The sequence below is a fragment of the Massilia polaris genome, assembly GCF_012927275.1.
Taxonomy (GTDB): domain Bacteria; phylum Pseudomonadota; class Gammaproteobacteria; order Burkholderiales; family Burkholderiaceae_D; genus Telluria_A; species Telluria_A polaris.
This window is the reverse complement of record NZ_JABBGG010000007.1, coordinates 17323-43868: the sequence shown is the minus strand read 5'-3', so window position 1 is coordinate 43868 and position 26546 is coordinate 17323. Positions and strand designations below refer to the sequence as shown.

Annotated in this window: 26 protein-coding genes and 1 pseudogene; 13 read left to right on the top strand and 14 right to left on the bottom strand. The window is 64.1% G+C overall.

The window, feature by feature from the left end; translation table 11 throughout:
- Positions 1 to 22: 22 nt before the first annotated feature.
- Positions 23 to 1177 carry a pyridoxal phosphate-dependent aminotransferase gene (locus tag HHL21_RS13285; RefSeq protein ID WP_169466600.1) on the bottom strand — a complete coding sequence of 385 codons (1155 nt, stop codon included), beginning with the start codon at positions 1175 to 1177 and terminating at the stop codon, positions 23 to 25.
- A gap of 184 nt (positions 1178 to 1361) precedes the next feature.
- Here HHL21_RS13285 and HHL21_RS13280 point away from each other — a divergent pair, with 184 nt between their 5' ends.
- The 4 genes from HHL21_RS13280 (at position 1362) to HHL21_RS13265 (ending at position 5493) form a co-directional block, all read left to right on the top strand.
- A complete protein-coding gene (locus tag HHL21_RS13280) occupies positions 1362 to 2861 on the top strand; it encodes a DUF4331 domain-containing protein (protein ID WP_169466597.1) in 1500 nt (499 codons plus the stop codon).
- A gap of 10 nt (positions 2862 to 2871) precedes the next feature.
- Entirely contained in the window at positions 2872 to 3117 is a 246-nt protein-coding gene (locus HHL21_RS13275; RefSeq protein WP_169466594.1) for a hypothetical protein, read from the top strand.
- Between the two features lie 67 nt (positions 3118 to 3184).
- Positions 3185 to 4357: a tetratricopeptide repeat protein gene (locus HHL21_RS13270; RefSeq protein WP_169466591.1), complete on the top strand. Its 1173-nt coding sequence runs from the start codon at positions 3185 to 3187 to the stop codon at positions 4355 to 4357.
- Entirely contained in the window at positions 4354 to 5493 is a 1140-nt protein-coding gene (locus HHL21_RS13265) for a HupE/UreJ family protein (RefSeq protein ID WP_308640240.1), read from the top strand. Before HHL21_RS13270 ends, HHL21_RS13265 begins: the two co-directional genes overlap by 4 nt.
- Before the next feature lie 18 nt (positions 5494 to 5511).
- Here HHL21_RS13265 and HHL21_RS13260 read toward each other — a convergent pair whose 3' ends face one another.
- The 5 genes from HHL21_RS13260 to HHL21_RS13240 all read right to left on the bottom strand — a co-directional run bounded on the left by HHL21_RS13260 (position 5512) and on the right by HHL21_RS13240 (position 9093).
- On the bottom strand, positions 5512 to 6213 hold the full coding sequence (locus HHL21_RS13260) for an anti-sigma factor (protein ID WP_169466588.1): 702 nt from the start codon (positions 6211 to 6213) through the stop codon (positions 5512 to 5514).
- The gene (locus HHL21_RS13255; protein WP_169466585.1) at positions 6210 to 6797 is read right to left on the bottom strand and encodes a sigma-70 family RNA polymerase sigma factor; all 588 of its coding nucleotides are present in this window, start codon (positions 6795 to 6797) and stop codon (positions 6210 to 6212) included. Before HHL21_RS13255 ends, HHL21_RS13260 begins: the two co-directional genes overlap by 4 nt.
- 207 nt (positions 6798 to 7004) lie before the next feature.
- The gene (locus HHL21_RS13250; RefSeq protein WP_229496397.1) at positions 7005 to 7595 is read right to left on the bottom strand and encodes a type 1 glutamine amidotransferase domain-containing protein; all 591 of its coding nucleotides are present in this window, start codon (positions 7593 to 7595) and stop codon (positions 7005 to 7007) included.
- Between the two features lie 256 nt (positions 7596 to 7851).
- On the bottom strand, positions 7852 to 8163 hold the full coding sequence (locus HHL21_RS13245; protein ID WP_169466579.1) for a chaperone modulator CbpM: 312 nt from the start codon (positions 8161 to 8163) through the stop codon (positions 7852 to 7854).
- 3 nt (positions 8164 to 8166) lie between these two features.
- Positions 8167 to 9093 carry a DnaJ C-terminal domain-containing protein gene (locus tag HHL21_RS13240; RefSeq protein WP_169467094.1) on the bottom strand — a complete coding sequence of 309 codons (927 nt, stop codon included), beginning with the start codon at positions 9091 to 9093 and terminating at the stop codon, positions 8167 to 8169.
- Positions 9094 to 9220: 127 nt separating this feature from the next.
- On the opposite strand from HHL21_RS13240, the gene HHL21_RS13235 reads away from it, so the two are divergent.
- The 3 genes from HHL21_RS13235 to HHL21_RS13225 all read left to right on the top strand — a co-directional run bounded on the left by HHL21_RS13235 (position 9221) and on the right by HHL21_RS13225 (position 13890).
- Positions 9221 to 10123 carry a c-type cytochrome gene (locus HHL21_RS13235; RefSeq protein WP_169466576.1) on the top strand — a complete coding sequence of 301 codons (903 nt, stop codon included), beginning with the start codon at positions 9221 to 9223 and terminating at the stop codon, positions 10121 to 10123.
- Between the two features lie 64 nt (positions 10124 to 10187).
- Positions 10188 to 11585: an MATE family efflux transporter gene (locus HHL21_RS13230; protein ID WP_169466573.1), complete on the top strand. Its 1398-nt coding sequence runs from the start codon at positions 10188 to 10190 to the stop codon at positions 11583 to 11585.
- Between the two features lie 88 nt (positions 11586 to 11673).
- Positions 11674 to 13890, top strand: coding sequence for a S9 family peptidase (locus HHL21_RS13225; protein WP_169466570.1), 2217 nt, complete (start codon positions 11674 to 11676; stop codon positions 13888 to 13890).
- Between the two features lie 68 nt (positions 13891 to 13958).
- Here the strand turns inward: HHL21_RS13225 and HHL21_RS13220 are convergent, their stop codons facing one another.
- The 3 genes from HHL21_RS13220 to HHL21_RS13210 all read right to left on the bottom strand — a co-directional run bounded on the left by HHL21_RS13220 (position 13959) and on the right by HHL21_RS13210 (position 15130).
- The gene (locus HHL21_RS13220; protein WP_169466567.1) at positions 13959 to 14138 is read right to left on the bottom strand and encodes a CsbD family protein; all 180 of its coding nucleotides are present in this window, start codon (positions 14136 to 14138) and stop codon (positions 13959 to 13961) included.
- 98 nt (positions 14139 to 14236) lie between these two features.
- A complete protein-coding gene (locus HHL21_RS13215) occupies positions 14237 to 14857 on the bottom strand; it encodes a class I SAM-dependent methyltransferase (protein WP_169466564.1) in 621 nt (206 codons plus the stop codon).
- A gap of 78 nt (positions 14858 to 14935) precedes the next feature.
- Entirely contained in the window at positions 14936 to 15130 is a 195-nt protein-coding gene (locus HHL21_RS13210; protein ID WP_169466561.1) for a CsbD family protein, read from the bottom strand.
- A 372-nt stretch (positions 15131 to 15502) separates the two neighbouring features.
- Here HHL21_RS13210 and HHL21_RS13205 point away from each other — a divergent pair, with 372 nt between their 5' ends.
- Together HHL21_RS13205 and HHL21_RS13200 are read left to right on the top strand one after the other, a co-directional pair.
- Positions 15503 to 15841, top strand: a complete 339-nt coding sequence (locus HHL21_RS13205; protein ID WP_169466558.1) for a hypothetical protein — start codon at positions 15503 to 15505, stop codon at positions 15839 to 15841.
- Positions 15838 to 16446, top strand: a complete 609-nt coding sequence (locus HHL21_RS13200) for a M4 family metallopeptidase (protein ID WP_169466555.1) — start codon at positions 15838 to 15840, stop codon at positions 16444 to 16446. The genes HHL21_RS13205 and HHL21_RS13200 overlap by 4 nt, the downstream gene beginning before the upstream one ends.
- Positions 16447 to 16539: 93 nt before the next feature.
- Here HHL21_RS13200 and HHL21_RS22170 read toward each other — a convergent pair whose 3' ends face one another.
- Complete coding sequence (locus HHL21_RS22170; RefSeq protein WP_370659725.1) at positions 16540 to 16836, bottom strand: hypothetical protein; 297 nt, start codon at positions 16834 to 16836, stop codon at positions 16540 to 16542.
- 19 nt (positions 16837 to 16855) lie between these two features.
- Positions 16856 to 19483, bottom strand: coding sequence for a M1 family metallopeptidase (locus HHL21_RS13190; RefSeq protein ID WP_169466552.1), 2628 nt, complete (start codon positions 19481 to 19483; stop codon positions 16856 to 16858).
- Positions 19484 to 19710: 227 nt separating this feature from the next.
- Here HHL21_RS13190 and HHL21_RS13185 point away from each other — a divergent pair, with 227 nt between their 5' ends.
- Together HHL21_RS13185 and HHL21_RS13180 are read left to right on the top strand one after the other, a co-directional pair.
- Positions 19711 to 20529 carry an HDOD domain-containing protein gene (locus HHL21_RS13185; protein ID WP_229496393.1) on the top strand — a complete coding sequence of 273 codons (819 nt, stop codon included), beginning with the start codon at positions 19711 to 19713 and terminating at the stop codon, positions 20527 to 20529.
- A gap of 117 nt (positions 20530 to 20646) precedes the next feature.
- On the top strand, positions 20647 to 20925 hold the full coding sequence (locus tag HHL21_RS13180) for a flagellar protein FliT (RefSeq protein WP_169466550.1): 279 nt from the start codon (positions 20647 to 20649) through the stop codon (positions 20923 to 20925).
- Between the two features lie 344 nt (positions 20926 to 21269).
- Here the strand turns inward: HHL21_RS13180 and HHL21_RS13175 are convergent.
- Positions 21270 to 21763 (bottom strand): annotated as a pseudogene (locus tag HHL21_RS13175) (hypothetical protein).
- Between the two features lie 121 nt (positions 21764 to 21884).
- Entirely contained in the window at positions 21885 to 24242 is a 2358-nt protein-coding gene (locus tag HHL21_RS13170) for a GH92 family glycosyl hydrolase (protein ID WP_169466547.1), read from the bottom strand.
- Positions 24243 to 24459: 217 nt separating this feature from the next.
- On the opposite strand from HHL21_RS13170, the gene HHL21_RS13165 reads away from it, so the two are divergent.
- Both HHL21_RS13165 and HHL21_RS13160 read left to right on the top strand, forming a co-directional pair.
- Positions 24460 to 24708 (top strand): hypothetical protein, encoded by a 249-nt coding sequence (locus HHL21_RS13165; protein WP_169466544.1) that lies wholly within the window; start codon positions 24460 to 24462, stop codon positions 24706 to 24708.
- 8 nt (positions 24709 to 24716) lie between these two features.
- A complete protein-coding gene (locus HHL21_RS13160) occupies positions 24717 to 24989 on the top strand; it encodes a hypothetical protein (RefSeq protein WP_169466541.1) in 273 nt (90 codons plus the stop codon).
- Positions 24990 to 25438: 449 nt separating this feature from the next.
- Here the strand turns inward: HHL21_RS13160 and HHL21_RS21420 are convergent, their stop codons facing one another.
- Complete coding sequence (locus HHL21_RS21420; protein ID WP_206085772.1) at positions 25439 to 26434, bottom strand: type IV pilus assembly protein FimV; 996 nt, start codon at positions 26432 to 26434, stop codon at positions 25439 to 25441.
- Between the last annotated feature and the right edge of the window lie 112 nt (positions 26435 to 26546).

The window sequence follows — 26546 nt, the reverse complement described above, 5'->3', positions numbered from 1 at the left end:
GAGAGGCCATCGTGGCACGCGCTTACCTGCTGTCCTGATTTATTTCGTTGCCGAACGCAACGATTGCCGCCATGCCTTTGCGCAGCGTGGCGATGTCGTCGGAAATGAATCCCATCCGGATGAAGCCAGGCATGCCGAGGGCGTCGCCGGGCATGATGGCAACCCGCTTTTCAGCCAGCAGGCGCTCGGAGAACGCGACGGTGTCGCAACCGAGCGCGGTCACGTCGACCCAGATGTAAGGGCCGGAATCGGGAATGCGCACTTTCATCCATTTGACCGGGGACAGCATGTCCATGACGAGATCGCGCCTGCCCTGGTAGTCCGCCACCAGGTGGTGCGGTTCGCCGGAGAAGAATGCCGCCTCGCAGGCCGCCTGGGTCAACGCCGACGGCGCGGCCGTGATTGGTCCCTGCAGGGTTTCCATCGCGCTCACCACGTCGGCGGGCCCGACCGCGAAACCGCAGCGCCAGCCCATCATCGCGTAACTCTGGGAGGCCGAGAAGATCGTCACGATGCCGAGCTTGCGCCACTGGCCGGCACTGGACAGGCTGTGGTGCGGCTGGCTGTACAACAGTTTTTCGTAACTTTCATCGACGATGGCGCCGCAACCGGTGCGCGCCAGCCAGCCTTCGAGCAGGTCGAGTTCGTCGCGCGCAAATACTTTGCCGGTCGGGTTGTGCGGGTTGTTCAGGATCAGCAGGCGGGCGGGCGGGAGCGTGTCCAGCAGCCCGGCGGTCAGCACCTCGGGCAGGTCCACCAGCACGACCTCAAGTCCCAGCAGGCGCGCCGTTGCGAGGTAGGCCGGCCAGTACGGGCGGAACACAATCACCGTGTCGCCCGGATCGGTCATCGCATACATCGCTTCGTAAAGCGCCTGCTTGGCCCCGTTGGTGACGATCACCTCTTCCGGAAGCGCGTCGATTTCGTTTTCCATTTTTAACTTCTCGACAAGGCGCGCGCGCAATCCATGCGCGCCGCCAACGGCCGTGTAGGGCAGCACATCATGCAGCGCCATGTCCGAAACGTCACGGCGCACTGCTTCCGGCGCGGCGAAATGCGAGATGGCAATGGAGAAATCGATGACCTCTTCACCCTGCAGCTTCATCTGGTCGACACGCCCATGCATTGCGGTCGTGGCGAGCGGCGATGCCGAGGCGATTCGTTTGGAAATACGCATGCTTTTTTTGCTTTCGGATTGCGAGCCTTATTCTACTTGTGAAACATTGTTCAGTGCGCGCCTTCGAATCGTGCGCAACCTTCGCGCAACAAGTTGCGAAAATACCCGGAAAAGGTGAAACCGGTTGCCAGCTTGCAGCGTACAAGGCCCTGCACACGCACATAAACCTTTTGGAGGAGATACCATGTCACACATAATCAAGCAGCCCTTGCGGGCGATGCTGGCAGGGATAGCGCTGGCGGCGGTGGCGGCGCCAAACGCCATGGCTTCGAGCCACCGGGAAGCGCCGTTCATCACGAAAAGCCCGAAGATCGACGCCACCGACTTCTACATGTTCCGCAGCTACGAATCGGGCCGCGACAAATTCGTCACCCTGATCGCCAACTACGTCCCCCTGCAGGACCCGGGCGCCGGCCCTAACTACTTCCAGATGGACCCGGACGCGCTGTACGAAATCCACGTCGACAATAACGGCGACGCGAAAGAAGACCTCACCTTCCAGTTTCGCTTCGCAAATACCGGAAAAGACGCGCAGTTCACCGTCGGCGGCAAGAAAGTGTCGATCCCGCTGGTGATCAACGGCGGCCCGATCGCCGACGTCAACGCGGCCGGCACCAATGTGCGCGAAACGTACAGCGTTTCCGTGGTGCGCGGCGACCGCCGTTCCGGCACCCGTGCGGCAGTCACCAACGCCACCGGGGGCGCAACGACCTTCGACAAGCCGATCGATAACATCGGCAAGAAGTCGATTCCCGACTACGCGGCCTACGCCGCCAAGCACGTCTACGCGGTCGACATCCCTGGCTGCGCCACGCCTGCCCGCATGTTCGTCGGCCAGCGCAAGGATTCGTTCGTGGTCAACCTCGGCGAGACCTTCGACCTTATCAACATCAAGGCGCCTGCCGTCGAATTCCTCGCCAATGCCGAACGCAATGCGCGCGATGACCTGGCTGGCAAGAACGTCACCTCGATCGAGCTGGAAGTGGCCGCATCCTGCCTGACCGCGTCCACCGGCAGCGACCCTGTCATCGGCGGCTGGACCACGGCCAGCCTGCGCCAGGGCCGTTTGCTGAATCCTGCCCCGGGCGCCAGCGCGCCATCGAAAGAAGGCGGCGCATGGACCCAGGTGTCGCGCCTGGGCATGCCGCTGGTGAACGAAGTCGTGATCGGCCTGAAGGACAAGGACACGTTCAACCACAGCAAGCCGTCGGCCGATGGCCAGTTTGCCGACTACGTCACCAACCCGACCCTGCCTGCGCTGATCGAAGTCCTGTACGGCAGCGCCGGCGCCAAGGCGCCGACCAACTTCCCGCGCAACGACCTCATTGCCGCCTTCCTCACCGGCGTCAAAGGCGTCAACCAGCCTGCCACCGTCACGCCAGCCGAAATGCTGCGCCTGAATACGTCGATCGCCCCGACTGCTGTCGGCGCGCAGAAGCGCCTCGGCGTGATCGACGGCGACAATGCCGGCTTCCCTAACGGCCGCCGCCCTGGCGACGACGTGGTCGACATCGCGCTGCGCGTTGTAATGGGCAAGCTGTGCACGCTGAACCTCGGCTGTGCACCGTCCGACGCACCTGCCGGCGCGATCCGCTTCACCGACGGCGCCTTCCTCGATGAGACCTTCTTCACCGCGGGCTTCCCTTACCTGAAAACGCCGCTGGCTGGATCGCCGCAGCAATAAGGAGACCGCCATGAAAAAGCTCGTACTCATAGCCGCAATCGCAGCCGCGCTGACTGCGTGCGGCGGCAGCAGCCACACCGAGAGTTCGCCGCCCCCAGCGCCGACGCCAACGCCACCGCCATCGCCGGTGTCGATGATCGACTCGTTCTTCGCAGCGGTGCAGTCGCTGGCCGGCTCATCGCCGGAGGATGCGGAGCCGGTCGCGATCGACTCCATCGCCGCTACCGCGCCGGAACGCACGGAACCGGTGCAGTAACCCGTCACAGCCGGGCCACGCCAGGCGCGCGGCCCGGCTTTTTCGTTCATCGCCACTTTTGAATAATATGAGACTAATTCTGTTCATTGCGCTGTTCCTGGCGGCGCTGGCCGCTTGCGCGGCGCCATACCTGCCCGCTGCCGGCGCCCAGGTGATCGAGACAATGCCGCGCCGCTCCGATCCGGCGCTTCAGGATATCGAGCGGATGCGCAAGCAGGTCCGCTCATCCCCGAACGACGTCCGGCTGGCCACCATGCTGGCACGGCGCTATATCGATATCGGCCGCAGCGAAACGGACCCGCGCTACTTCGGCTATGCGCAGGCCGCGCTTGCGCCCTGGTGGGACGCCAAATCACCGCCCCACGACGTGCGCCTGCTGCGCGCGACGCTGATGCAATCGACCCACCGCTTCAACCAGGCGATGGCAGACCTGGATGCGATCACCGTCGCCGATCCCGCCAACGCACAGGCCTGGCTTACCAGCGCCACGGTGCAGACCGTGCGCGGCGACTTTGAAGGCGCCGCCGCCAGCTGCGCACGGCTCTCATCGCTCGCATCTCAGTTGGCCAGCCTCGCTTGCCTTGGCAATGTCACCGGCGTGACCGGGCGCCTGGAGGCCAGCGAACGACTGCTCGACAAAGCGCTTGCCCGCAATGCCGACGCTTCGGCGGATGAAAAGGCGTGGGCACTGACGCTGCTCGCCGAGATGGCGACGCGCCGGGGCGACGCCGCAACGGCGGAGGCGCGCTACCGCCGCGTCCTTGCCACCAACCCGCGCGACAGCTATGTGCTGGGCGCTTACGCCGACCTCCTGCTAGGCCAGAAGCGTCCGCGCGACGTGGCGAACCTGCTGCGTGAGCATCGCCGCATCGACGCCCTGCTGCTGCGATATGCGCTGGCCCTGCAGCAGCAATCCGCACGCAAGGATGAACTCGATGCGGCGACGAAGGAGCTTGACGCGCGCTTCCGCGCCGCCATGCAGCGCGGCGACAGCGTGCACCAGCGCGAGCAGGCGCGTTACACGCTGCACCTGCGCCGCGAGCCCAGGGTCGCCCTTGCGCTGGCGCAGCAGAACTGGATGGTGCAGAAGGAGCCGGCCGATACGAGGCTCATACTAGAAGCGGCGCTTGGCGCCGGCAACCGCGCCGCGGCCGAACCGGTGGTGCGCTGGATCGAGAAGACCCGCCTCGAGGACGTGGCGATCGCCGCACTGGTCCAGCGCCTGAGGTCCCCGTCATGATGGTCCGCGCCCTGTTTGTACTCGCGCTGTTCGTTGGCGCGGCAATGCCAGCCTCCGCGCACAAGCCGAGCGACAGCTACCTGACGCTGGCGGTCGTTGGAGAAAAAGTCCACGGCCAATGGGACATCGCCTTGCGCGACCTGGAATTCGCCATCGGCGTCGACGGCAACGCCGACGGCCAGCTGACCTGGGACGAAATCCGTGCACGGCATGAAGCGATTGCGGCGTATGCGCTGGCGCGCCTCAGCATTGCCGGCTGCCCTGTCACCGCCGGCGAACAGCTGATCGACAACCACACCGACGGCGCATACACCGTGTTGCGCTTCACCGCTGCGTGCGGAGTGGCGCCGCGAGAGCTGCAAGTGGCCTATCGCCTGTTCGCCGACACCGACCCGCAGCATAAAGGGCTGGTGAAGATCAGCGCCAACGGTTCGACCAGGACTGCCATCTTCGGTGTCGAGCAGCCGGAACAGGCGTTTGCCCTGGCGGGCAACGCGAGCCGCATGGGCGAGTTTGTCGACTACGTGAAGCACGGCGTATGGCATATCTGGATCGGCTTCGACCATATCCTGTTCCTGCTGTCGCTGCTGCTTCCGGCGGTGCTGGTCTGGCGCGCTGGCGGGTGGCGGAAGGCGCCGGACTTCCGCAGCGCCGCCGTCGATGTGCTGAAGATTATCAGCGCCTTCACGCTGGCGCATTCTGTAACGCTGAGCATGGCCGCGCTGCAGATTATTTCCCTGCCGTCGCGCTGGGTTGAAAGTGCGATTGCGGCCTCGGTGGTGATTGCAGCCCTGAATAACGTCGCACCGATCGTCCACGGAAAGCGCTGGGTTGCCGCGTTGGCGTTCGGGCTGATTCACGGGTTCGGATTCGCGAGCGTGCTCGCGGACCTGGGACTGCCGCAAGACTCGCTGGCGTTGGCACTGATTGGGTTCAACGTGGGCGTTGAACTGGGACAGGTGGCGATTGTCGCTGCGTTCCTGCCGCTGGCCTACGCAGTAAGGGCCAGCTGGTTCTACCGGAGGGTGGTACTGGTTGGCGGCTCGGCGGTGATCGCGTTGCTCGCCGTCGTCTGGCTGGGTGAACGCGCGTTCGACGTCGAGCTGCTGGCGCAAGTCCAGGCGAGATTTACGTAGGACCGATAAGCGGAAGCTCTACATCCTTACCCAGGCACCCTTGTACAGCACCGGCCCGGTCGGCCCATTCGGATCCGGCGAACCGCCCTGCGGCTCCAGACTGATCGCCAGCATCACCACATCGCTGCCGATCGCCCGGTCCGTCAGCGCCAGCTCCACACTGCCATGTTTCGGCAGCACGCCCAGCGACCTTGGCGCGCCCTGCTTTGGAATCGCCCACAGCTGCAGCACCTTGTCGCTCGCCACCGCCACATTATCCATCACCCGCACGCCAAGCCTCTTGCGGCGCGTGTCGGCCGTCACCAGCAACGCGGTCTGCGCCTGCGCATCGGTCAGTGTCGCCACGTGATCGATTACCGGCGCGTCAAGCGTCCTCGTCGCCAGCACAAACAGCAGCACCGCGGCGAACGCACTGGACGCGAGGCCGAGCGAGCGCCAGAAGCCGGCCGCCTCGTCGCCCCACACCTGCCACGATCTGCGCTCCGCCTTCAGGTTCAGCCGCCGCTCAATACCGCGCCACACCTGCGGGCGCGGGTTGACCGCGCCGGACAGCTCGGCCATCGGCATCAGGCGGTCCTGCCACTCCGCCGTCGTGCGGCGCAAAGCGGCGTCGTTGTGCATCCAGCCTTCGAAACGGCGGCGCGCGTGGCCCTTCAAGGTGCCAAGCACGTATTCCGCCGCGAGCTTCTCGCGTAACGGCAGGTTATCGCGTATGTTCATGCTTGCTGCCGTTTCGCCAGGCAGGTCTTCAGGCGCTCGAGGCTGCGCCGGATCCACGTCTTGACTGTCCCAAGCGGGATCGCCATTTTCTGCGCGACTTCGCTGTGGGACAGGTCATGGAAGAAGGCCATCCCCACCACCTGCCGGTGCTGGCCTTCCAGCAGCGACATGCAGTAGGCCAGCGCACGGGCGTCGCTGCTGATCTGCAGCGCTTCGATCGGGGTCGCGCCCGGATCACGGAACGCGTTCAGGACTTCGCTGTCGAACTGCGCAGCATCGATCTCGACCACGTGGTCGGTACGCCTCAATACATCCAGGGCTTTATTGCGCACGATTGTCGCCATCCAGGTCATTGGCGCGGCCAGCTGCGCATCATAGTTGCCGGCGTTATTCCAGATCGCGACAAACGCTTCCTGCATCGCTTCCTCCGCCAGCTCCCGCTTACGAAGTATACGCAGCGCGAAGCCGAACAGTTTCGGTGAAGTTGCGTTGTACAACGAACGGAAGGATTTGGCGTCGCGCCGCGCGGCGGCCTGGAGCCAGGTGCGCAGCTGCTGTGGGTCGAGATTTGGATCGGTGCTCACTGCAAGCCTTTTGAAATCTTTAGAAGGTACGGCCGTGCAGCACAGGCTACTGGCTTCGTTAACACATTGCAAGCGATCAATGTTTCAAAAGGCATACATCCGCTTGGACATTTAGCGCATGCGATGTCCAATCATCAAAATAAGCGACGATGCGAACCGGGCTGTACGATGCGCACAGCCATCCCTCATCGCTGAATGCCGTTCGATTCAAGACGACGGCCCCATGTCGGCAACCTGCGCGTCGATGCGCAGCGCCTTGAACAGCGCTTCATTGAACGCCGGAATATCGGCCGGCTTGCGGCTGGTGATGAGCTTGTCGTCGACCACCACCTCATCATCGCTCCACTCCGCGCCGGCAGCGGTCAGTTCGTCCTTGCATTCGGGCCAGCTGGTGAGGTGGCTCCCCTGCGCGAGGCCGGCGTCGATCAGCGCGAGCGGACCATGGCAAATGGCGGCGATCGGCTTGCCCTCGAGCCCAAACTGGCGGATGAAGTCGATCGCTTCCGCGCTTTCGCGCAATTTCTTCGGATTTTCTACGCCGCCCGGCAGCATCAGCGCGTCGAAATCGCCTGGTTTGGCATCGCGCACGTGCATTTCGACGGTAAACGTATCGCCGTTGGTGTCGTGGTTCTTGCCCTGCACCTGTTCGCCTTTGGCTTTCGGCGACATCAGGGTGACGATCGCGCCGTGTCGTTCGAGGAAACCGCGCGGCTTCGTGTACTCGACCTGCTCGACCCCGTCGGTCATCAGCACAGCAACCCGTTTGCCTTTCAGCGCGTGTCCATTGTTCGTTTCCATCATTTTTCCTTTTGGGTGAGTCTTGTTGTCCTGATATTGAAGTCTAAGGCCCATCGGCCGATGGCGTCGCCCGGATGGGTTAGTTCGCTACAGCGGCATCGCGCGGCGCTTGCCAAGACCCGGCCAGCATGATCAAACAGCAAGGGTGTTGTTGTGCATCAATGATCGGAACCGCACCAGTAGCATAGTCCGTACATCAGCCCGCCAGGAGGGAGCTCTCATGTTGCATGGTCGCCGCTGGAATTCGCGGGCGCGCTTAGCGGGCGCCCAGCGCGGCGAGCCGCGCCATGAGCCGGCGTATTTCATCGCCGAGGTCGACCACCAGCGCCGCGACGTCTTCGTTGGCGTCGAAGTCCTGCTCGATCTGCAGCAGCCGGCGCGCTCGGCCGAGATCGCCGCTGCCGAAGCGCCAGCTGGTCACTTCCACTTCCACGTTACCGCCCAGCACGCCCGCCTGGACGTGCTGCACGACCCAGTCCGGTTCCACGCCGCAGGCATGGGCAAGTTCGTCCAGCGTCAGCGCAGCTTCGTCGAGCAACTGGGATGCCAGGGACTGGTTGGTACTCATGGTTCACGCTCCGATGCCGGCGCGCGGGTTGAACGCCATTTCACGCGCCATCTGCTGGTACAGCGCGCGCGCGCGGTCGTCCTTCGCCGGCGGCAGCACGAGGTCGAGGATCAGGTAAAGGTCGCCGGCCGGGTGGCCAGGAATGCCGCGCCCCTTGAGGCGCAGCTTGCGCCCGGACTGCGAACCGGCGGGCACGGTGACCTGCACCTGGCCGGAGGGCGTCGGCACATCGATCTGCGCGCCCAGCGCCGCTTCCCATGGCGCGACCGGGACGTTTTCGTACACATCGCGTCCCTCCACGCGGTAACGCGGATCAGGCTGCAGCTGGATTTCCAGGAAAAGGTCGCCGGCGGCGCCGCCGTTGACGCCGGGATGGCCCTGGCCGGCCAGGCGCAGCTGCTGCCCGGGGACCACGCCCGTTGGAATACTGACGCTGAGCGAGCGCTCGCGCATCGCCACCCTGCCCTGCGCGTCGCGTTCAGGCGCGCGCAGCGTGATGGTGCGGCTGGCGCCATGGTAGGCGTCGCGCAAAGGGATGGCGATCGATGCGTGGGCATCGTCGCCGCGCATCTTGAACTGGGCGCCGCCGCCGCGCTGCCCGCGCCGGCCCGCATTGGCGAACAGGTCGGAGAAGAAGTCCTCGGCGCCGCCGCCGCCGCCGAAATCGTAGGCCGATCCCCATTCCGGCGGCGGTTGGAATGGCTGCCCATGGCGGTGGCCGCGGCCAAGCTCGTCGTAGGCCGAACGCTTCTCGGCGTCGCCCAGCACGTCGTAGGCTTCGTTCAGTTCCTTGGTTTTCGATTCGGCGTCGCTCGCCTTGCTGACGTCCGGATGGTACTTGCGCACCAGCTTGCGGTACGCCTTTTTGATGTCATCCGCGGATGCGTTTTTTTCGATTCCAAGCGTCTGATAGTAGTCCTTGTATTCCACGGTCGGCACTCCGGAATCGGTTTGCATCATCGTACTGCGCAGCCACGGCCGCAGGCGCACGTTTCCGCACCGGCCCCATTCCTTTTATCACTCATCCATAGCAGCAGGCGGCAACGAAGGAGATCGCATGAAAACGTGGATCAAATCGGTCGCGGCGGCCATCGCCGCGCTGGGGTTGCTGGTGTTGGCCGTGCTTGCCCTCGGCAAGGCGCTTGGCGAGCGCAAAATGGCGCGCACGCTGACCGTACCGGCGTCGCCGGTGACGCTGCGCGCCGACGCCGCGCATATCGAACATGGCCGCTACCTGTTCTCTACCCGCGGCTGCGCCGACTGCCACGGCGCCAACGGCGCCGGCAAGGAAGTGGTCAACGGCGGCGGCACGCTGGTGGTCTCGCCCAACCTCACCCGCGGCGCCGGCAGCGTCACCGGCAACTACGCGATGATGGACTGGGTGCGCACACTGCGCCACGGGGTCAGGCCGGACGGCACGCCGGTGATGATCATGCCGAGCGAAGACTACAACCGGCTCACCGACGAGGACATCTCCGCCATCATCAGCTACGCGCAGCAGTTGCCGCCGGTGGCAGGCAAAGAGGCGGTCATCAGCCTGCCGTGGATCTACAAGGTGCAGTATGGCTTCGGCATGATCCAGGATGCCGCCGAAAAGATCGACCACGCCCTGCCGCCGGCTGCGCCGCATCCGGTGGCGGCCACGGTCGCCCATGGCGCCTATGTAGCCAACAGCTGCATCAGCTGCCATGGCGCCCGCCTGAGCGGCGGCAAGATCCCCGGCGCGCCGCCCGACTGGCCGCATGCGGCCAACCTCACTCCGGGTAAGGGCGGCGCGATGGCGCACTACCCGACCGCGCAGGCGCTCAAGGCGATGCTGCGCAGCGGCCGCCGGCCCGACGGCAGCGCGGTCAGCACGGTGATGCCGTTCGCGTCGCTGGGCGGAATGAACGACGTCGACATCGACGCGCTGCACGCCTACCTGAAGACACTGCCGCCGCGCGCGGCCGGCCAGCACTGAGATCGACGCCCGCGGCGCGGGCAAAGCCGTTAAAATCCACGGTTTCGCCCGATTCGCGCCGCCCATGCATTCCACCACCACCCGTCCGCACTACTCCGCCCGCACTGAAATCGATGCCCTGTGGCGCCTGTCATGGCCGATGCTGATCGGGCAGCTGGCCACCGTCGGTATGGGCGTGGCCGACGTCGCGATGACGGGTCACGTCAGCGCCGACGAACTGGCCGCGGTGTCGATCGGCACGTCGGTCTGGTCGATCATCCTGGTCACGGTGATGGGCACCATGATGTCGATGAATACCGTGGTCGCCCACGAAACCGGCGGCGGCCAGTTCGACCGCATCCCGCACGTGGTGCGCCAGGGCCTGTGGAAGGGACTCGGCGTCGGCCTCATCGCCATGGTGCTGACCAACGTCGCCACCCTTCTGTTCGACCATATCGGGCTCGACCCGGCGGTCGCCGGCCGCGCCGCGCTGTTTGTCCACATCATCAGCCTCGGCATGCCGGCCTTCGGCTGCTACCGCGCGCTGTACGGCTACACCACCAGCATCAACGCCACCAAGCCGGTGATGGTGATCGCCATCCTCGGACTGCTGTTCAACATATTCATCAACTGGCTGCTCGTGTTCGGCAACTGGGGCATGCCGAAACTGGGCGGCATCGGCTGCGCGGTGGCCACCGCCACCGGCATGTGGCTGATGCTGGCCGCGATGATCGCGTGGATGCGCATCGCCCCGGCCTACCGAATCACCTTCCCCTTCACCCACTGGGAGTGGCCGCACCTGCCGGAAATCGCCAGCATGCTGCGCCTCGGGGCGCCGATCGGGATCACCTACTTTGCCGAAGCGAGCGCGTTTGGCGCCATCAGCCTGCTGGTCGCGCGCTTCGGCGTGGTGCAGGTATCGGCGCACCAGATCGCGCTGAATTTCTCGGCGCTGGTGTTCATGGTGCCGCTCAGCTTCGGCATCGGCATGGTCACGCGGGTCGGCCAGGCGCTGGGCGAAGGCGATGCGGCGCGCGCCCGCTTCGCGTCGTGGGTCGGGGTGGGGATGTCGGTGGCCTTCGGCGTGCTGTCGGCCGCCTTCATCGCGTTGTTCCGCTGGGAGATCGCGCGCGCCTATACCTCCGACCCGGCGGTGCAAAGCATGTGCGTCGACCTGCTGCTGTTCGCCGCCTTCTTCCAGCTGTCCGACGCCACCCAGGTCGCCACCGCCAGCGCGCTGCGCGGCTACCGGGTCACGCGCCAGCCGATGCAGATCCAGCTGCTGGCGTTCTGGGGCTTCTCGCTGCCGCTTGGCTACCTGCTGGGCCGCGCGCCGTCGTGGTTCGCGTGGGCCCCGGCGGCGCCGATGGGCGCCGCCGGTTACTGGATCGGCCTGGTTGTCGGACTGACCATCGCCGCGGTGCTGCTCACGTGGTCGCTGCACTACCTGTCGCGCGAACGCGTGCTGCAATCGGACCGCTAAAAGAAGGCCATATTTACAGCGTTTTGCCAGCGACTCTGGTATCGTCTCGCAGTTTCCGACCCAATTAATCAAAACTTCGAGACCTTCCATGCGTTTTCTACTTCCCTTGTTAGCTGCACTGTCGTGCGTTCCTGCCTCCGCGGAGCGCCTGACGCTGGACCGCATCCACGCCGACCCGGCGCTGGCGGGACCAGGCGTGCGCAACCTGCGCGTGTCGCCAGACGGCGCCCGCGTGACCTTCCTGCGCGGCCGTCCGGACAACCAGTTCCAGCTGGACCTCTGGGAATACAACATGAAGGACAAGACCACCAAGCGCCTGGTCGACTCCAAACAGCTGGTCCCGAACGAGACCCTGTCGCCTGAAGAAAAAGCGCGCCGCGAACGCGCGCGCACCGCGAGCCTGAACGGCATCATCAGCTACAGCTGGTCGCCGGACGGCAAGCAGCTGCTGGTACCGATCGCCGGCGACCTGTACCTGGTCGACGCCAGCAAGCCGGAAGCGGCGCGCAAGGTCGCATCGGGCAACGTGGGCGATCCGAAGATTTCGCCGAAGGGCCGCTACGTGTCGTTCGTGCGCGCCCAGAACCTGTTCGTGATCGACCTGGCGACCGGCGCCGAGAAGCAGCTGACGCTTGATGGCAAAGGCACGGTCCACAACGGCGAAGCCGAATTCATCGCGCAGGAAGAAATGGGCCAGAGCACCGGCTACTACTGGGCGCCGGATGATTCCGCCATCGCCTACAAGCGCTACGACGAGGCTCCGGTGCCGGTCGTGCGCCGCTTCGAGATCTTCGCCGACCGCACCGAAGTGGTCGAGCAGCGCTATCCATCGGCCGGCGACCCGAACGTGCTGGTCGACCTGATGATCGTCTCGCCAACCACTGGCGAACAGCGCAAGGTCGACCTGGGCGCGGAGAAGGACATTTACCTGGTGCGCGCCGACTGGAGCGAGGACGGCAAGCAGCTGGTGTACCAGCGCCAGACCCGCGACCAGAAGCGCCTCGACCTGATCGCCGTCGACGCGGCCACGCTGGCACAGCGCCCGCTCCTCTCCGAAACGTCGAAGACCTGGACCACCATCCATGACGACCTGAAGTTCCTGAAGAAGCGCAAGGCCTTCATCTGGGCGTCCGAGCGCACCGGCCGCAACCACCTGTACCTGTACGACATGAACGGCAAGCTGCTGCACCCGATCTCGCGCGGCGAATGGGGCATCGATAACATCCTCGCGGTCGATGAGAAATCGGGCCGCGTGTTCGTGTCGTCCAACCGCGACGCGGTCGTCGACAAGCAAACCTACGCGCTCAAGCTCGACGGCAGCACCGCCGACAAGCCGGTCCGCATCACCAAGGCCGACGGCTGGCACGACGCCTCGTTCGCGCATAACGGCGAGATTTTCGTCGACACCTTCTCCGATCCGTCGACCCCGCCGCAAGTGGCGATCCGCCGCGCGGACGGCTCGCTGGTCGAGTGGCTGGAAAAGAATGAGCTGGACGACAGCCACCCGTACGCCAAGTACAAGGCCGACCACCTGAAGACCGAATACGGCACGCTCAAGGCCAACGACGGCCATACGCTGCACTACTCGATCATCAAGCCGGCGGCCTTCGATTCGGGCAAGCGCTATCCGGTGTACCTGTCGACCTACGGCGGCCCGCACGCGCAGCACGTGGCGCGCAAGTGGGGCAACAACTTCGACCAGTACATGGCGCAGCAGGGTTATGTGGTGTTCCGCCTTGATAACCGCGGCTCGTCGCGCCGCGAACGCAGCTTCACCGATGCGATCTACGGTGGCCTCGGCAAGCATGAAGTCGAAGACCAGCTGACCGGCATCGAGTGGCTCGGCAAGCAGGCCTTCGTCGATCCGAAGCGTATCGGCGTATTCGGCTGGAGCTATGGCGGTTTCATGACGCTGCGCCTGCTGGCTGCGGCATCGGACAAGATCGCGATGGGCGTGTCGGTGGCGCCGGTGACCGACTGGTCGCTGTACGACACCCACTACACCGAGCAGTTCGTCGGTGCGACGCCGAAGTCCGATCCGGAAGCGTACAAGACCAGCGGCGTGTTCGCACACCTCGACGGCCTCAAGTCGCCGCTGCTGCTGGTGCACGGCATGGCCGACGATAACGTCCTGTTCTCGAACAGCACGCAGTTGATCGACGCGCTGGTGAACCGCAACGTCAGGTTCGACCTGATGACCTACCCTGGCGCCAAGCACGGCATTTCGTCGCGTCCTGGCCAGCGCCATGTGTACGGCACGATCGAAGCTTTCTTCCACCGCCACGTCGGCAATGACGCACGCTGATTTTTAGCCGCGCCCAATGCAAAACAGCCGCTTGATGACAAGCGGCTGTTTTGTTTTCGGGAAACGGCTTAGTTCAGCGCGTCCTTGATTACTTCTTTAGCGTCGCCCACTTTTTCCTGGGTTTTGCCTTCGATCTGGTTCGCCAGGCCCTTGGCCTGCTGTTCGGTGCTGCCCGTCAGCTTGCCGGCTTCTTCCTGGATTTTGCCGCCGAGGTCTTTCAGTGCGCCCTTGACTTGGTCTTTGTTCATGGTGAGCTCCTTAGAAGGTGCATGGCCACAATGGCGATGCATCGAGGCCAGAATATCCCTTCCCTGCGAACTCTTCTGTTCGCACACGCACATTGCTATCAGTCCGCGGGCTTGCGCCAGACGCTCGCCAGCCACGGTTGCTGTTCGCGTGGCAAGCCTTCCGGACGGTAATAATGATGCAGCGAAACAAACCCTGCGGCGGTGACAAACCGCTCCCACGTCTCGTAATCGTAGTAACTTCCGTAGCGCTCGCCGTTCCACCCTTCCTCGTTGCGCCCTCGCGGATTCGATGAAAACAGCACCCCGCCCGGCTTAAGCGCGGCGTAAAGCCGGTCGAGCACCTGCGGCAGCGCCGCGCTGGGAACATGGAACAGCACCGCGTTCGCAAAGATGCCGTCGAACATCGCCGGGGCAAGATCGAGGTGGAGCAAGTCCTGGCGCCACACCTCACAGCCGCTGTATTCGCGCGCCATGTCGACGAAGCGCTGCGCCCCGTCAACACCGATCGCCCGATGCCCCATGGACGCGAAGGTCTTCAGGTCGCGGCCCGGGCCACAGCCCAGGTCGAGGATGGTGAAAGGCGCCTGCACCTGGATCGCGCCGAGCAGCGCGGCAATATTCTGGCTGACGTCGTGGCCGATGGTGCCGGCGAAAAACTGCTGCGCGTTGCGTTCGTAGTGTGCGAGCGTGCGCTGCGCGATGTCGTCGAGTTCGTCCATGAACGCATTCTACCCGCGCCGTGAGGGATCACGGGCGGGCAGGCTCAATACGCCGGGTAGTGAGCGCGAGACTAAACCTTAACGGTTGCCGCGGTCTTTCGCTATGTCCTTCGCAGCTTCCTTCACATCACCGGCCTTTTGCTGGATGTTGCCTTCGGCCTGGTTCTTCATGCCTTTGAGTTGTTGCTCGGAACTGCCGACCACTTCGCCAACTTTCTGCTGGATTTTGCCGCCGACTTCCTTCGCCTTGCCTTTTACCTGATCCTTGTTCATTTCAATTACCTCGCTAGATGAGTAAATCGTTGACCTCGGGGCCACGTGGTGCATGTGACCGGTCAACCTTAGGGCCCTTACCCGCCGGGCTCTGTTCGATACCTAACATATGAGGCGAACGACTTCCACGCCGCGGTGTCTGAGTAACTCAACCGTTAACCAGCGAGGCCGTCGATCCCGCCGTCCCGCGCCTATCCATGTGGAGAACAAAAAAATGTGGTCATCGATCAGGCTGCACCCGGGGGCAATCATTCTCGCCATATCGGCAATCGCGGCGCCGCTGGCGCAAGCCCAGCTTGCCATAAGGACTGAAAGCACGCTGGCATATATCCACTCGAAAAAAACGAAAGAGTCGCGCGCTCGCTGCTTGCGGTGCGCGCCGCAAAAAAAGAACTTGGCGTCATCGCGGAAAGCGATTTCGAGCCGATCTGGTCCGCCGTGGACCAGTTCGGCATAACCCATGTGCGTTTCCAGCAGCGCTACCGCGACCTGAAGGTCTGGGGTGGACAGCTGCTCAGCCACATGGATGCGGACAAGCGATTGCTGCCTTACACGCTAGCGTTGCACCGATCCCCCGCCGTCGACGTCAATCCCCGCGTCTCGTCCGGCACCGTGATCCTTGCCGCCACGCGCGACGCCGGCATCAAAGGGGGCTTCTCTGGACGCCGAAGCTGTACCAGTACGGGCCGCACACATCCAGCGGGCCGATGAACCGCGCCTCCTACTTCCTTGCGCGCGGCGCCACCACCACCGGATCGACCTCGACGACTTACCTCCCGTCGGGCATGACAGGCGTCGGCAACGACAGCGCTTTCCGCATCTGGTACCGGGCGATGAACTACTACTTCACGACTGCCACCGATTACGCCGCCGCGCGCCAGGCGCTGATCACTGCAAGCCGCGACCGGTTCGGGCCCGACTCCGCCGAGGAACGCGCGGTGTGGAGCGCCATGCGTGGGATTAACGTCGGCCCGGCGTGGACGGCGGCGATCGAGCGGGAGTCGATGAAGTATTCCGCCGCGAGGTCCGGTCTTACGACGCAGGAGTGGACGAAGTCGATCACTGCGGATGAATTTGCGGCGCTGCGCAGGATCGTGGAGGAGGAGAACCTGCTGGTGGCGCTGACAGTGCCGCCGGGGATCACGTTGGACCCGTGCAATCACGCGGGGATGGTGGTGACGATGACCAAAGATGGCATCCCGCGCGAGTTCCCGATCAGCGGGGCGGGAGTGTGCGATACGAGCACCAGCAAGAGCTTGCTGCGCTTGTTTGATTTTATGGATTCGCTGGCGCGGAAGTATGGGCCGGCGTCGTGAAAAATGGCGGATTGCGCAAAGCGCAATCCGCCGGCTCAGGTTACCAGACGCGCACGCGCTCCTCAGGCGACAGGTACAGCTTCTGCCCCGGCTTCACGTCGAATGCCTTGTGTCCGCGGCGATCGCTTCGATCATCTTGCGGATGCGGTCATTGGTCTCTTCGGCCAGCGCGGCGCCGGCGCCCCAGCCGCTGCGGTCGGCGGGGATCTCGGTCTTCGCCAGCCAGTCGGCGTTCGCGTATGCGAAGAAGTCGTCGCCCGGCATAACGGTCATCGAGGCCGTTGGCGCGGGTTGGGCGGCGGGCGTTTGCGCTTGGGCGGTACCGATCGCGAAGGTGGCGCACAAGGCCATCGCGATGGCGGTACGGGCAGGTCTCCAGCTTGTTTTCACGGTTTTCCTTTTGATGTTGTCAGTTGAGGGCGGCGCGTACCTGCGGCAGCAGCATCGCTTTTTGCGCGGCGCGCGTGCGGATCGCGTTGGCTACGCGTTGCGCTTCCGCTTGCGCGTCCTCGCCAAAGTTGGCCTTGACGTAGGCTTCGAGCTGGTCGGCATGGCGTGCATCGGCCGAAGAACCGACGATGCTCGGGAATGCGCGGTTGCGCCCGATGGCGTCCTGGTTTTTCATCAGCGCGTCACGGTTCTTCACGGCGAACGCCCAGGCCTGGTCGATATGCTCGCTGCGCGCGACATCCGGAACGATCCGGGTGGTCAGCTGCGGCGGCAGGTCGGGCGACAGGGCTTTTTCCAGCGTGCGCGCAGACAGCGCCGGATCGAGGACGTTGGTCAGCGCGCGGCCGTAGCGGTTACGCTCTTCGCCAGTTTGCGCCGTCATCGCCTTGTTCGACAAGGCCTCGTAGGTGGCCGCGTCGGCATAGCGGCCCGTCACGCTGAGCGTGAAGTCGATCATCGCCGGGCTGACGCTGGACGGGTCGGCCTGGAAGCTGGCGAAGCGCGCGCGTGCCTGCGCGATCGCGTCAAGGTCGCCGGCACGCGCCAGCGACGCGGCCATCATCGCGCGCATCTGCTTGTCTTCGATCGTGTCGGCTGGCCGTTCGTCCCATCCGAGCTTGCTGAAGCGCGGCTTGACGACCTGGACGAGGTAGCGGCGGATCAGCTTTTGTTCCGGCTCGCCTTGCGCCATGCGGTCCAATGTCCCGAAGTTGCTAAGAATCGTCGCCCACACTGCCAGGCGCGGCTCCTCGCCATAGCCCGATACCAGTTTCAGGTAGCTGCCGAGGTCAAGCCGGCCTGCCTGCACCATGCTCCAGGTGTCCGACAGCAGCTTGAAGCGCGTGGTGTCAGGCAGGCGCGCGGCCTGGCGGGACAGCGCATCGAACGACGCGGTGTCGTACTGGACGCGGAAGTAGCCGACGCTGTGCGGATCGACCACCAGCGCCGCGTCGCAGCCGGACTGGGTGATCGTCGTGCTCGGGCCGGCCAGCAGCGTGTAGTAGGCCTTGCCGCCGACAGTCCCCACTTGCACCGGCACGTTCCACAGGCGTTGTTCCGTGGCGGGTTCGTCGAGGCGGAACTGCTGCTGCGACAAGGTGACCTTGCGCTTGCCGCCCTCGCAGCTTTGCTCGACCTTCAGCACCGGGAAGCCCGGCTGCGTGGTCCAGTCGGAGGCCAGCTTCTCGACCGGTTTGCCGGACGCCTTTTCCAGCGCGCTCCACAGGTCGGCGGTGGTGGTGTTCGAGTACTGGTGCTTCTCCATGTAGCTGCGGATCCCTTTGCGGAAGTCGCTCTCGCCCAGGTAGGCTTCAAGCATGCGCAGGAAAGCCTGGCCCTTGGTGTAGGTGATCGCATCGAAGGCGTCGGCCGCCTGCGACTCGTTCAGCACCGGGGTCTGGATCGGATGCGTGGTCTTGCGCGCGTCCAGCTCCATCACGTAATCGCGTTCGGCCATGCTGGACAGGTAGGGGCGCCAGTCCGGATAGAAATGGTCGGTGGCCTTGGTCGCCATCCACGAGGCGAAGCCTTCGTTGAGCCACAGGTTGTCCCACCACGCCATCGTCACCAGGTTGCCGAACCACTGGTGCGCCACTTCGTGGGCGTTGATTTCGAACGAGCCCTGGCGCACATGGTCCGGGCTTTTCTTCGGGTCGTACAGCAGGGTCGCTTCGTTGTAGACGATACCGCCCCAGTTTTCCATCGCGCCGTTGAAGCCGCCCGGGATCGCGATCTGGTCAAGCTTGGCGAGCGGGTATGGCTGGCCGAAGTAGTTATTGAAGTAGCCCAGCAGGCGCTTGGTCGATTCGAGTGCGAACGCGCCGGATTCCTTCTTGCCTTCGGTGGTGACGACGCCGATGTCGACGCCGTTATGCCGGTCGCTGCTGCGTTCCAGCTCGCCCGCAACCAGCACCACCAGGTAACTCGGCATCTTCGGCGTCGCGCCGAAGCGGATGCGCTGCATGCCGTCGGGGAGCGCTTCCTGTTTTTCGACCGCGGTGTTGGAGTAAGCTTTGAAGCTGGCCGGCACGTCGACCGTCAGCTTGAAACTGGCGCGGAAGGCCGGCTCGTCCCAGGTGGGCAGCATGCGGCGCGCGTCGGTCGGCTCCATCGTGGTGGCGAACATCTTCTTGGCGACACTGCCCGCCTTGTAATCCATGTGGAACATGCCGCGCGCTTCGCGGTTGATCTCTCCGCGAAACTTCAGCGCCAGCTGGTAGCGGCCCGGAGCCAGTTGCCGGCCGACGTCGAAGGTGACGGTTTCTTCCTTTTTGTCCAGCTGCGGACGCAGCGCGAGCTCACGGAACCCGGTGCCCGACAAACTGGCGCCATCGATCTCGATGTTGGCGGCATTGAGCATGATGCGCGACGTCGGCGTCAATACATCGATGTCGACAGTCTGCGAACCGGCGAAGGTGTTGTCGGTCAAATTAGGTACGAGGTGCGCGGTGTACAGCACCGGCACGACGTTCTTGGGAAGCTTGCCGGGCGTGGCAGCGAAGGAATACGGCGCTTCCGCCTGCGAGGAAAGCGTGGCGAACGCAAGTGCGGCGGCCAGCGCCAACTGTTTCAATTGTGGATGTCTCATCTCGTCTCTCTATTATTGTAGGTGGGCGCGCAACATGCCGCAACGCCCCAGCATGCACTGTATTCGAACGGGCGACGGCGCAGCGTGCAATTGCGACAGGATGCAAAATCCAGCGCCAGACTGCACAAATCGCGGAATGCCCCGGCTGTGCCGGCGCCTGTACCGCTGCGCGAAGAATCGCCATATAGTCGGGGTGTCGTGACCGCGCAACCGAGGAGACAGCTGTAATGACACTGGACGAACTGCTGCACAATCCCAAGGCCCTGCCGACCGCGCCGAAGGTGCTGGCAGACCTGATCCACAGTTTCGAAAACCCGGACGTGACGGTCGCGCAGATCACGCGGACCCTGTCGGCCAATCCCGTGCTGAGCGCAAAGCTGCTGCGCCTGGCCAACTCCGCCTACTACAACGTATCGCGCAGCGTGGCCACGGTGGATGACGCGGTGCGCATGCTCGGATTCGTGACGGTACGCACCCTCGTCATCAGCAGCGGGCTGGTCAATGGATTCAAGAGCGCACCCGGACTCGACCTGCAGCGCTTCTGGCGCTACAGCCTGAACACCGCGGTTGCGGCGCGATGGATCGCGAAGAAAACCGGCGACGACACCGACCTGGCCTTCACGATCGGCCTGATGCATGCGATCGGACTGGTGATCATTCATGCCGGCATGCCGGTGGAAGCCCGGAAGCTCGATGAGGTGGTGAGCCCTTACGACCCGGGCCGGATGCAGCAGGAAATGGCGTCGTTCGGCTTCAGTTTCTACGACGCCGGCGCTGACCTCGCGCAACGCTGGAAGTTCCCGGCAGTATTTACACGCACGATCCGCGCGATGCCCACTCCGCTGGTTCCGTCACCCCCTGACCGGCTCGCCGCCATCGTGCACCTTGCCGCATGGCGCGCCCAGCTCGATGAAGCGCGAAGCGCCGGACGACATTGCCGGCGAAGCGCCGTCGGCAGCCGCTTCAATGTTCGGGCTCGAGCCTGGGCTGCTGCTGGAGGAAATGCCCCCAATTGTCCAAACTCAGCGCCGGCCTGGACGAATTAATCAATTAGCAACATCGAAATTATTTTCAAAAACTTCCAAATAAACCCTAAAGTTTCCTAAACGGGCACCGATATAGAGGGACACGCGGTAATCCGCTAACTCTCGGCCAGGTGTCACATGACCTCCAACGAAGTCCTCTCGATGTACGAAAATATTGCTGGCCTGACTGCCAAGATGGCAGGCGCCGCAAAAACCGGCGACTGGAATGGCCTGGCTGCGATGGAAAACGCGTGTGCAGCACAAGCGGCTGGCGTGGACACCGGCGTGCCGGCACTGGCAGGCGCTGCCCGCCTGCGCAAGATCGAGCTGATCAAGCAGATCATGGCCAACGACCGCGCCATCCGCGAAGTTACCCAACCTTGGCAATTGTCGGACGTAATGCACGCAGCTCACTAAGCCCTGCCCGACCGACACATCGAAAGCGCCTGCGGGCGCTTTTTGTTTTTGGGTTTGAGCGCTTCGGCACGATGTCTGCTATCGGCTGCGGACGTAGCCCATTACCCGAAAGGCGTCAGCCAGTAGAGGTTATCAACCATGAATACAGTTCCACATTGGCTGAGTGCCGTCGGTGCGCCGCCCGAGGTAATGGTGCGGCTAACGCAACAATGAGTCGCAACGAGGTGAAGTCATTTAAAGGTGCGACCACTATCCGATGCTGGCGAGTGTCGCTTACGTTGATCCTGTTCGTCGCTCGGTCGAAGCCTGGGCTCGTCTCCTGATCAGTCCGATCGAGCGTCAGCCTATCCGTTGTTTTCACTATGGCGGGTGCTGTAGCCCATCACCCGGCGCTGGCCCGGCAGGATCTTCACGTACGAGCCCTTGTCGAAGGCGTCGACCACGACGTAGCTGGCGTCGGGCTTGGGGACGGTGAAGCGGAACTGCGCCGCGCGCTCGGTCGGCGCGATCTCGGTGGTGACGTCGGCGTCGGCGCGATACACGCTGTAGTAATACGGTTTGGAGACCTCGGCCTTGTGCGAGAACCAGCTGGCGCGCGCGTCCTGGGTGAAGCGCCTGGACCGGGTCACCGGCATGATGGCGACCTGGCCGTAGTCGTTCATCCAGGGCGAGGGTTGGTGGTCTGCTTGAAGCCGCGGATCTGGTCGGCGTCGTAGGCATAGGCCCAGCCGTTGCCCATTTTGCCGGTCTGGGGCGTCCAGAAATTCATGCCCCAAGGAAGCGCGATGGCCGGGTAGGTGTTGCCGTTCGAGAGCTCGGGCTTGCTCGCCGTGCCCATCAGCGGATTGACCCATTTGACCGGGTCGGGCACCTTGTCCACGACCTGGGCGTGGACGGGGAGGCTGGCGGTGCTGGCCAGGAGCAGGGCGGTGGCAGTGTGGCGAACGATGATCATGGCATTAATAGTTGGTCTGGGTGTACGGACGGGCGCTGCGTTCCTTGCCCCAGTCCTTGTTGGGGCTTGCCTGCATCGTGAATACCAGCTCGCCACCGGAGGTGATGTCGTCATGGCGCAGGAAGGTGCGGGCGAGCGGTTTGCCGTTGAGGGTCACGCCGCCGACGTAGCGGTTGGCCTCGCTCAACTGCTCGGCGCGCACGGTGAAGCGCTTGCCGCTCGGCAGGTTCAGCACCGCCTTGTCGAGGAAGGGACGGCCGATCACGTATTCGTTGCTGCCGGGCGCCACCGGATAGAAGCCGAGCGCGGTGAAGGCGAACCAGGCCGACATCTGGCCCAGGTCGTCGTTGCCCGACAGTCCGTCCGGGCGGTTGCTGTACTGGGTCGCCATGATGTTGGCCAGGCGCTCCTGCGTGCGCCACGGCGCGCCGGCAAAGCCGTACAGGTAGGCGACGTGATGCGACGGCTCGTTGCCGTGGGCATAGTGGCCGATCAGGCCCGAAATGTCTTCCATGTGGGCGTAGACTTTCTCGTCGATCTTGGCGTCGAACACCTGGTCGAGTTTGGCGGCCAGCGCCGCGTCGCCGCCCAGCATCGAGATCAGGCCGGCATTGTCGTGCGGCATGTACCAGGAATACTGCCAGGCACTGCCCTCGGTGTAGTCGCTGCCGAAGTTCGACTGGGCCGGATCGAAGGGCGTGCGGAATTCGCCGCTGGACTTGCGTGCGCGAATGAAGCCGGTTTCGCGGTCGAACACGTTGCGGTAGTTCTGTGCGCGCTTGTAGTAGGTGGCGGCGACATCCTTCTTGCCCATCTTCTCGGCCATGCGGGCGATGGTCCAGTCGTCGAAAGCGTATTCGACGGTTTTCGATGCTGCCTCGGGCTCGCGGTCGATCGGCACGTAGCCCAGCTTCATGTAGTGTTCGAGGCCGCCGTAGGGGCCGTATTCTGCGCTGGCGGTCATGGCGGTTAGCGCCTTGTTCGCGTCGAAGCCGCGGATGCCCTTCATGTAGGCGTCGGCGATCACCGGCACCGCGTGGTAGCCGATCATGCACCAGGTTTCCTGGCCGTGGAACTGCCACACCGGCAAAATCCCGTGGGGGCTGTGCTCACGCGAGGCGATCAGCGAATTGACGAAGTCGGCGTTGCGGCGCTCCGGCGCCAGCAGCGTGAGCAGCGGGTGCAGGGCGCGGTAGGTGTCCCACAGCGAGAAGGTGGAGTGGTAACGGAAGCCCTTGGCTTGGTGCACCGCGTTGTCCGGCCCGCGGTAGCTGCCGTCGCGGTCCATGAACAGCGACGGCGCCAGCATGCTGTGGTACAGGGCGGTGTAGAACATGGTGCGCATCGGTTCGGGCGCCTGCACCTGCGCCACCGACAGGGCCTCATTCCAGGCGGCCGAGGCGGCAGCGCGTTCGGCCTCGAAGTCCCAGCCGGGCATCTCGTCGAGGTTGCCCATGGCATTGTCTTCGCTGACCGGCGAAATGGCGACTTTCACCAGCAGGGTCCCATCGGTGGGAACGCCGAATTCCAGCGCCGCCATCAGGGCCTTGCCCTCGACTACCACCTTGTCGGCCGGGGTCTTGCCGGGCGGGGTGAAGCCGCGGTACTCAATGGCTTCCTCGCGGTTGTGCAGCTGGCGCGCGCTCATCGGGCGCGAGAAGCGCACTGCGAAATACAGCTGGCGGCCCGGCGCCCAACCGCGCGTCTCGCGCATGCCGGTCAGCGTGGTGGCGTCGCGCACGCGCAGGCGCGACCACAGGTTCTTGCCGGCATAGTCGTAGATGCTGCTGCGCAGGTCGAGGATCACCTTGGCCGGCGCGTTCTTGTGAAAGCGGTAGCGGTGCATGGCCACGCGGTCGCTGGCGGTCAGCTCGACGTCGACCTCATTGTCCTTCAGGCGCACCGCGTAGTAGCCAGGTTCGGCCTTTTCCTCGTCGTGCGAGAAGCGCGAGCGGTAGCCGGAGTGGGGCCGCTCGGGATAGCCGGGTTCCAGTTTGGTGGCGCCGCTGTAGGGCATCAGCAGCACGTCGCCCAGGTCCGAATGGCCGCTGCCCGAGAAATGGGTGTGCGAGAAGCCCAGGATCGAATTGTCTTCGTGGCGGTAGCCAGCGGCCCATGGGTAGCTCTGGCGGAAGTGGCGCACCTGGCTGTCGGGGCCGGGCTGCACCATGCCAAAGGGCCGGCTGGCGCCCGGAAAGGTATGGCCGTCGCCGCCGGTGCCGATGAAGACGTTTACCGCGGCGGCCGCGGTGCCCGGGGCTGCGGCATGCGCAGGCAGGGCGCTGGCCGCCAGCAGGGCCAGGCTGGTAATGGCAGCGAGGGTAGATAAGGGGATGGCATAGCGGGCGAAACGGTTGGTCATGGTGTCTCCATCGGTGGCAGCAAACGCTTGATTGTTTTGCAAACATATGCCGAGTTCGCTTGTTGAGCAAGAGAACCATGCTGATCCGGCATATGTTTAATCGCGTTTACTAAACCGTGGGTGGCAGCGTTTGAAACTCAAACATTCGGTGTAGACCGGATACACACCCTTCCGCCAGCAGCCCGCCGTCGGCAGCCAGTCGGACATCGTGCGCTGCGTGGACGCGATGTTCAAGGCCTGGCACACGATGAGATACGTCCGAATCAACCCCATGGGGATGGACGGCGCCGGATCCAAGCGGAAGGTGAACGTACGACGCGCCATCGACGTCGACCTGTATCAACTGGTCCTGCAGACGCTGGAACGCGACACCTTTGATCGCGCGATCGGCCGACAAAAAAACGGCGCGACTGTTTTATTTTGGTGGCGCTGCGCGAACTGGGCCTGCGCCCGGGTGAGCTGGTAGGCGCGTCGATGGGTGCGTTCTATCAATTGTCGGACCCAAAGTCCGCACAGCGGTACTGGGTGTTCCTGGTCACCGCCGAAACGGGTAAAGGCGGGAAGGAACGGCGCATCCCGGTGACGCCGATCCTGCTCGCGTCACTCGCGAGCTACCGTATCGCTTATGGATTACCGGGCCAGGTGGCGCCGGGCGAAAGCACCGCCCTCCTCCTCTCCCCGTACACCGCGACCGTAATGAGTCAGCGAAGGGAGACACAGACGATTTTGACGTCGTGCGCCTCATAGCTGTGCGAAACGTTAGTAAGACGGGACACATCGCCTGTTCACGTTGACGGTCTGCCTCGGGTCGATAGCGGCCGGTCGAGGTCTTGTGACTTTAACTCGTCCGATTATTACGGCAAACAAACGCACAGTTGCCCCGGGAGGGGCTTGGCGCAGACACAAAGGGATTTGCTACAGGAAGGAATTCTGGAGAGCGAACACCAGGTATCTCCTGGTGTCGCCTCGTTGCCGGTTGCATCCGGCGGCTGAAAGGCGTCGTAGCCTCGCAGTCAGCTTCCAGGACAGGCGTTTCTTCAACGATCACCTGTTTGTCGCGCCACGCTATCGGTGGTGGCTGCGCCAGGTCCATGCCCTGTTTTGTTGGCCTTGAAGACCATGGGAACGAGTATAGCCCAGTTCTTTCGCTTGTGCACCATGCACGCAAAGTATTTTTAACATTTTCGTAACATTAATTAAGACACCACAGCTTCAGGCGCTTCCTCGACCGGCGCGCCGGGCCGCTTGTCGCGGTGCAGGGCATCCCTCAGACGGCCCATCAGGTTGCTCTTCGGCCGCTCCGGCGCGACGACCATTACCCTGCTACGGCGTTTCAGCACGACGATCGTGCCGACCGCGAATGCAGCCAGGGCAGCCAATGCCACGCCAATCCACATCCACGGGAACGCCGCGTCCTTCGCTGGCGCCGGCGAAGCCTTCGTGCGAGGCGCGGTACGGATCGGCGGCGGCGCGGCCTTGGCCGGCTTGATGGCAGGCAGGGCGACCGGCGCAGCGGGCGCGGGAACGTCAAGCGCCGCCTGCAGCGCCTTGACCTTCTCTTCCAGTTCGACGATCTGGGCCGACAGCATCGCGTTCTTGTAGTCGCGCGTGGCGCAGGACAGGATTTCTTCGTCGCTGTAACGGGGTGTCGGGCAGGCGGCGGCAACCGCTCTCACCACAGCGGCAGCGGGCTTCGGCGCTGGCGCAACCGGTTTCGGTACAGCAGCGGCCGCGAGCGGAATTGGAACAGGCGCAGCTGGCGTCGGTGCAGGTGGCGGAGGCGCTGGCCGCGGATCAGGCGTCAGCGGCAGGCTGGCCGCGCGCACGTTGCGGCGCCCGCCTTCACCCAGGTCGAGGAACAGGTGCACGTATTGCGTCTGGACCGGCGCGATCGAGGTGATGTGGAGGAACTGGCGGCCATCGCGCCGCATCACCGACATGCGCACGCTCGGCAGCACCGGGTGCATGCCGATGTTCGCGCCCTGGAATACGTCCGGATGCGCCAGGCGCGCGTCGACCGTGCCGCCGTCCGCCGCGAAGCCGGTCAGTTCGATGTCCGCCACCAGCGGCTGCCCGATGTGGGAGCGCACGGCCACCTCGCCGAGTTCCACCGCGTGGGCGCTGGCAAGCAGCCCGCCGAGGGCAAGGAATGCTGCGGTGCGGATGAGAACGGCGAGGCAACGACGAGGCATGGAATCTGGGCCAATGGCTAAAGGTAGGCAGCGCGAATTTGCTACCCTGACGTCATTAACGAGCGTTGGAGTAAACTCTTTAGCAAAATCCACCCATAACAGGAAAAACGCC

What these genes read in the sequence shown, in the direction of transcription:
- HHL21_RS13185 (WP_229496393.1), top strand. Translation starts at nt 19,711, where the DNA reads ATGACACTGGACGAACTGCTGCACAATCCCAAGGCCCTGCCGACCGCG.
- HHL21_RS13200 (WP_169466555.1), top strand. Translation starts at nt 15,838, where the DNA reads ATGAACCGCGCCTCCTACTTCCTTGCGCGCGGCGCCACCACCACCGGA.
- HHL21_RS13250 (WP_229496397.1), bottom strand. Translation starts at nt 7,595, where the DNA reads ATGGAAACGAACAATGGACACGCGCTGAAAGGCAAACGGGTTGCTGTG.
- HHL21_RS13235 (WP_169466576.1), top strand. Translation starts at nt 9,221, where the DNA reads ATGAAAACGTGGATCAAATCGGTCGCGGCGGCCATCGCCGCGCTGGGG.
- HHL21_RS13210 (WP_169466561.1), bottom strand. Translation starts at nt 15,130, where the DNA reads ATGAACAAGGATCAGGTAAAAGGCAAGGCGAAGGAAGTCGGCGGCAAA.
- HHL21_RS13270 (WP_169466591.1), top strand. Translation starts at nt 3,185, where the DNA reads ATGAGACTAATTCTGTTCATTGCGCTGTTCCTGGCGGCGCTGGCCGCT.
- HHL21_RS13260 (WP_169466588.1), bottom strand. Translation starts at nt 6,213, where the DNA reads ATGAACATACGCGATAACCTGCCGTTACGCGAGAAGCTCGCGGCGGAA.
- HHL21_RS13190 (WP_169466552.1), bottom strand. Translation starts at nt 19,483, where the DNA reads ATGAGACATCCACAATTGAAACAGTTGGCGCTGGCCGCCGCACTTGCG.
- HHL21_RS13180 (WP_169466550.1), top strand. Translation starts at nt 20,647, where the DNA reads ATGACCTCCAACGAAGTCCTCTCGATGTACGAAAATATTGCTGGCCTG.
- HHL21_RS13275 (WP_169466594.1), top strand. Translation starts at nt 2,872, where the DNA reads ATGAAAAAGCTCGTACTCATAGCCGCAATCGCAGCCGCGCTGACTGCG.
- HHL21_RS13285 (WP_169466600.1), bottom strand. Translation starts at nt 1,177, where the DNA reads ATGCGTATTTCCAAACGAATCGCCTCGGCATCGCCGCTCGCCACGACC.
- HHL21_RS13160 (WP_169466541.1), top strand. Translation starts at nt 24,717, where the DNA reads ATGGGTGCGTTCTATCAATTGTCGGACCCAAAGTCCGCACAGCGGTAC.
- HHL21_RS13245 (WP_169466579.1), bottom strand. Translation starts at nt 8,163, where the DNA reads ATGAGTACCAACCAGTCCCTGGCATCCCAGTTGCTCGACGAAGCTGCG.
- HHL21_RS13215 (WP_169466564.1), bottom strand. Translation starts at nt 14,857, where the DNA reads ATGGACGAACTCGACGACATCGCGCAGCGCACGCTCGCACACTACGAA.
- HHL21_RS13220 (WP_169466567.1), bottom strand. Translation starts at nt 14,138, where the DNA reads ATGAACAAAGACCAAGTCAAGGGCGCACTGAAAGACCTCGGCGGCAAA.
- HHL21_RS21420 (WP_206085772.1), bottom strand. Translation starts at nt 26,434, where the DNA reads ATGCCTCGTCGTTGCCTCGCCGTTCTCATCCGCACCGCAGCATTCCTT.
- HHL21_RS13170 (WP_169466547.1), bottom strand. Translation starts at nt 24,242, where the DNA reads ATGACCAACCGTTTCGCCCGCTATGCCATCCCCTTATCTACCCTCGCT.
- HHL21_RS13225 (WP_169466570.1), top strand. Translation starts at nt 11,674, where the DNA reads ATGCGTTTTCTACTTCCCTTGTTAGCTGCACTGTCGTGCGTTCCTGCC.
- HHL21_RS13280 (WP_169466597.1), top strand. Translation starts at nt 1,362, where the DNA reads ATGTCACACATAATCAAGCAGCCCTTGCGGGCGATGCTGGCAGGGATA.
- HHL21_RS13265 (WP_308640240.1), top strand. Translation starts at nt 4,354, where the DNA reads ATGATGGTCCGCGCCCTGTTTGTACTCGCGCTGTTCGTTGGCGCGGCA.
- HHL21_RS13230 (WP_169466573.1), top strand. Translation starts at nt 10,188, where the DNA reads ATGCATTCCACCACCACCCGTCCGCACTACTCCGCCCGCACTGAAATC.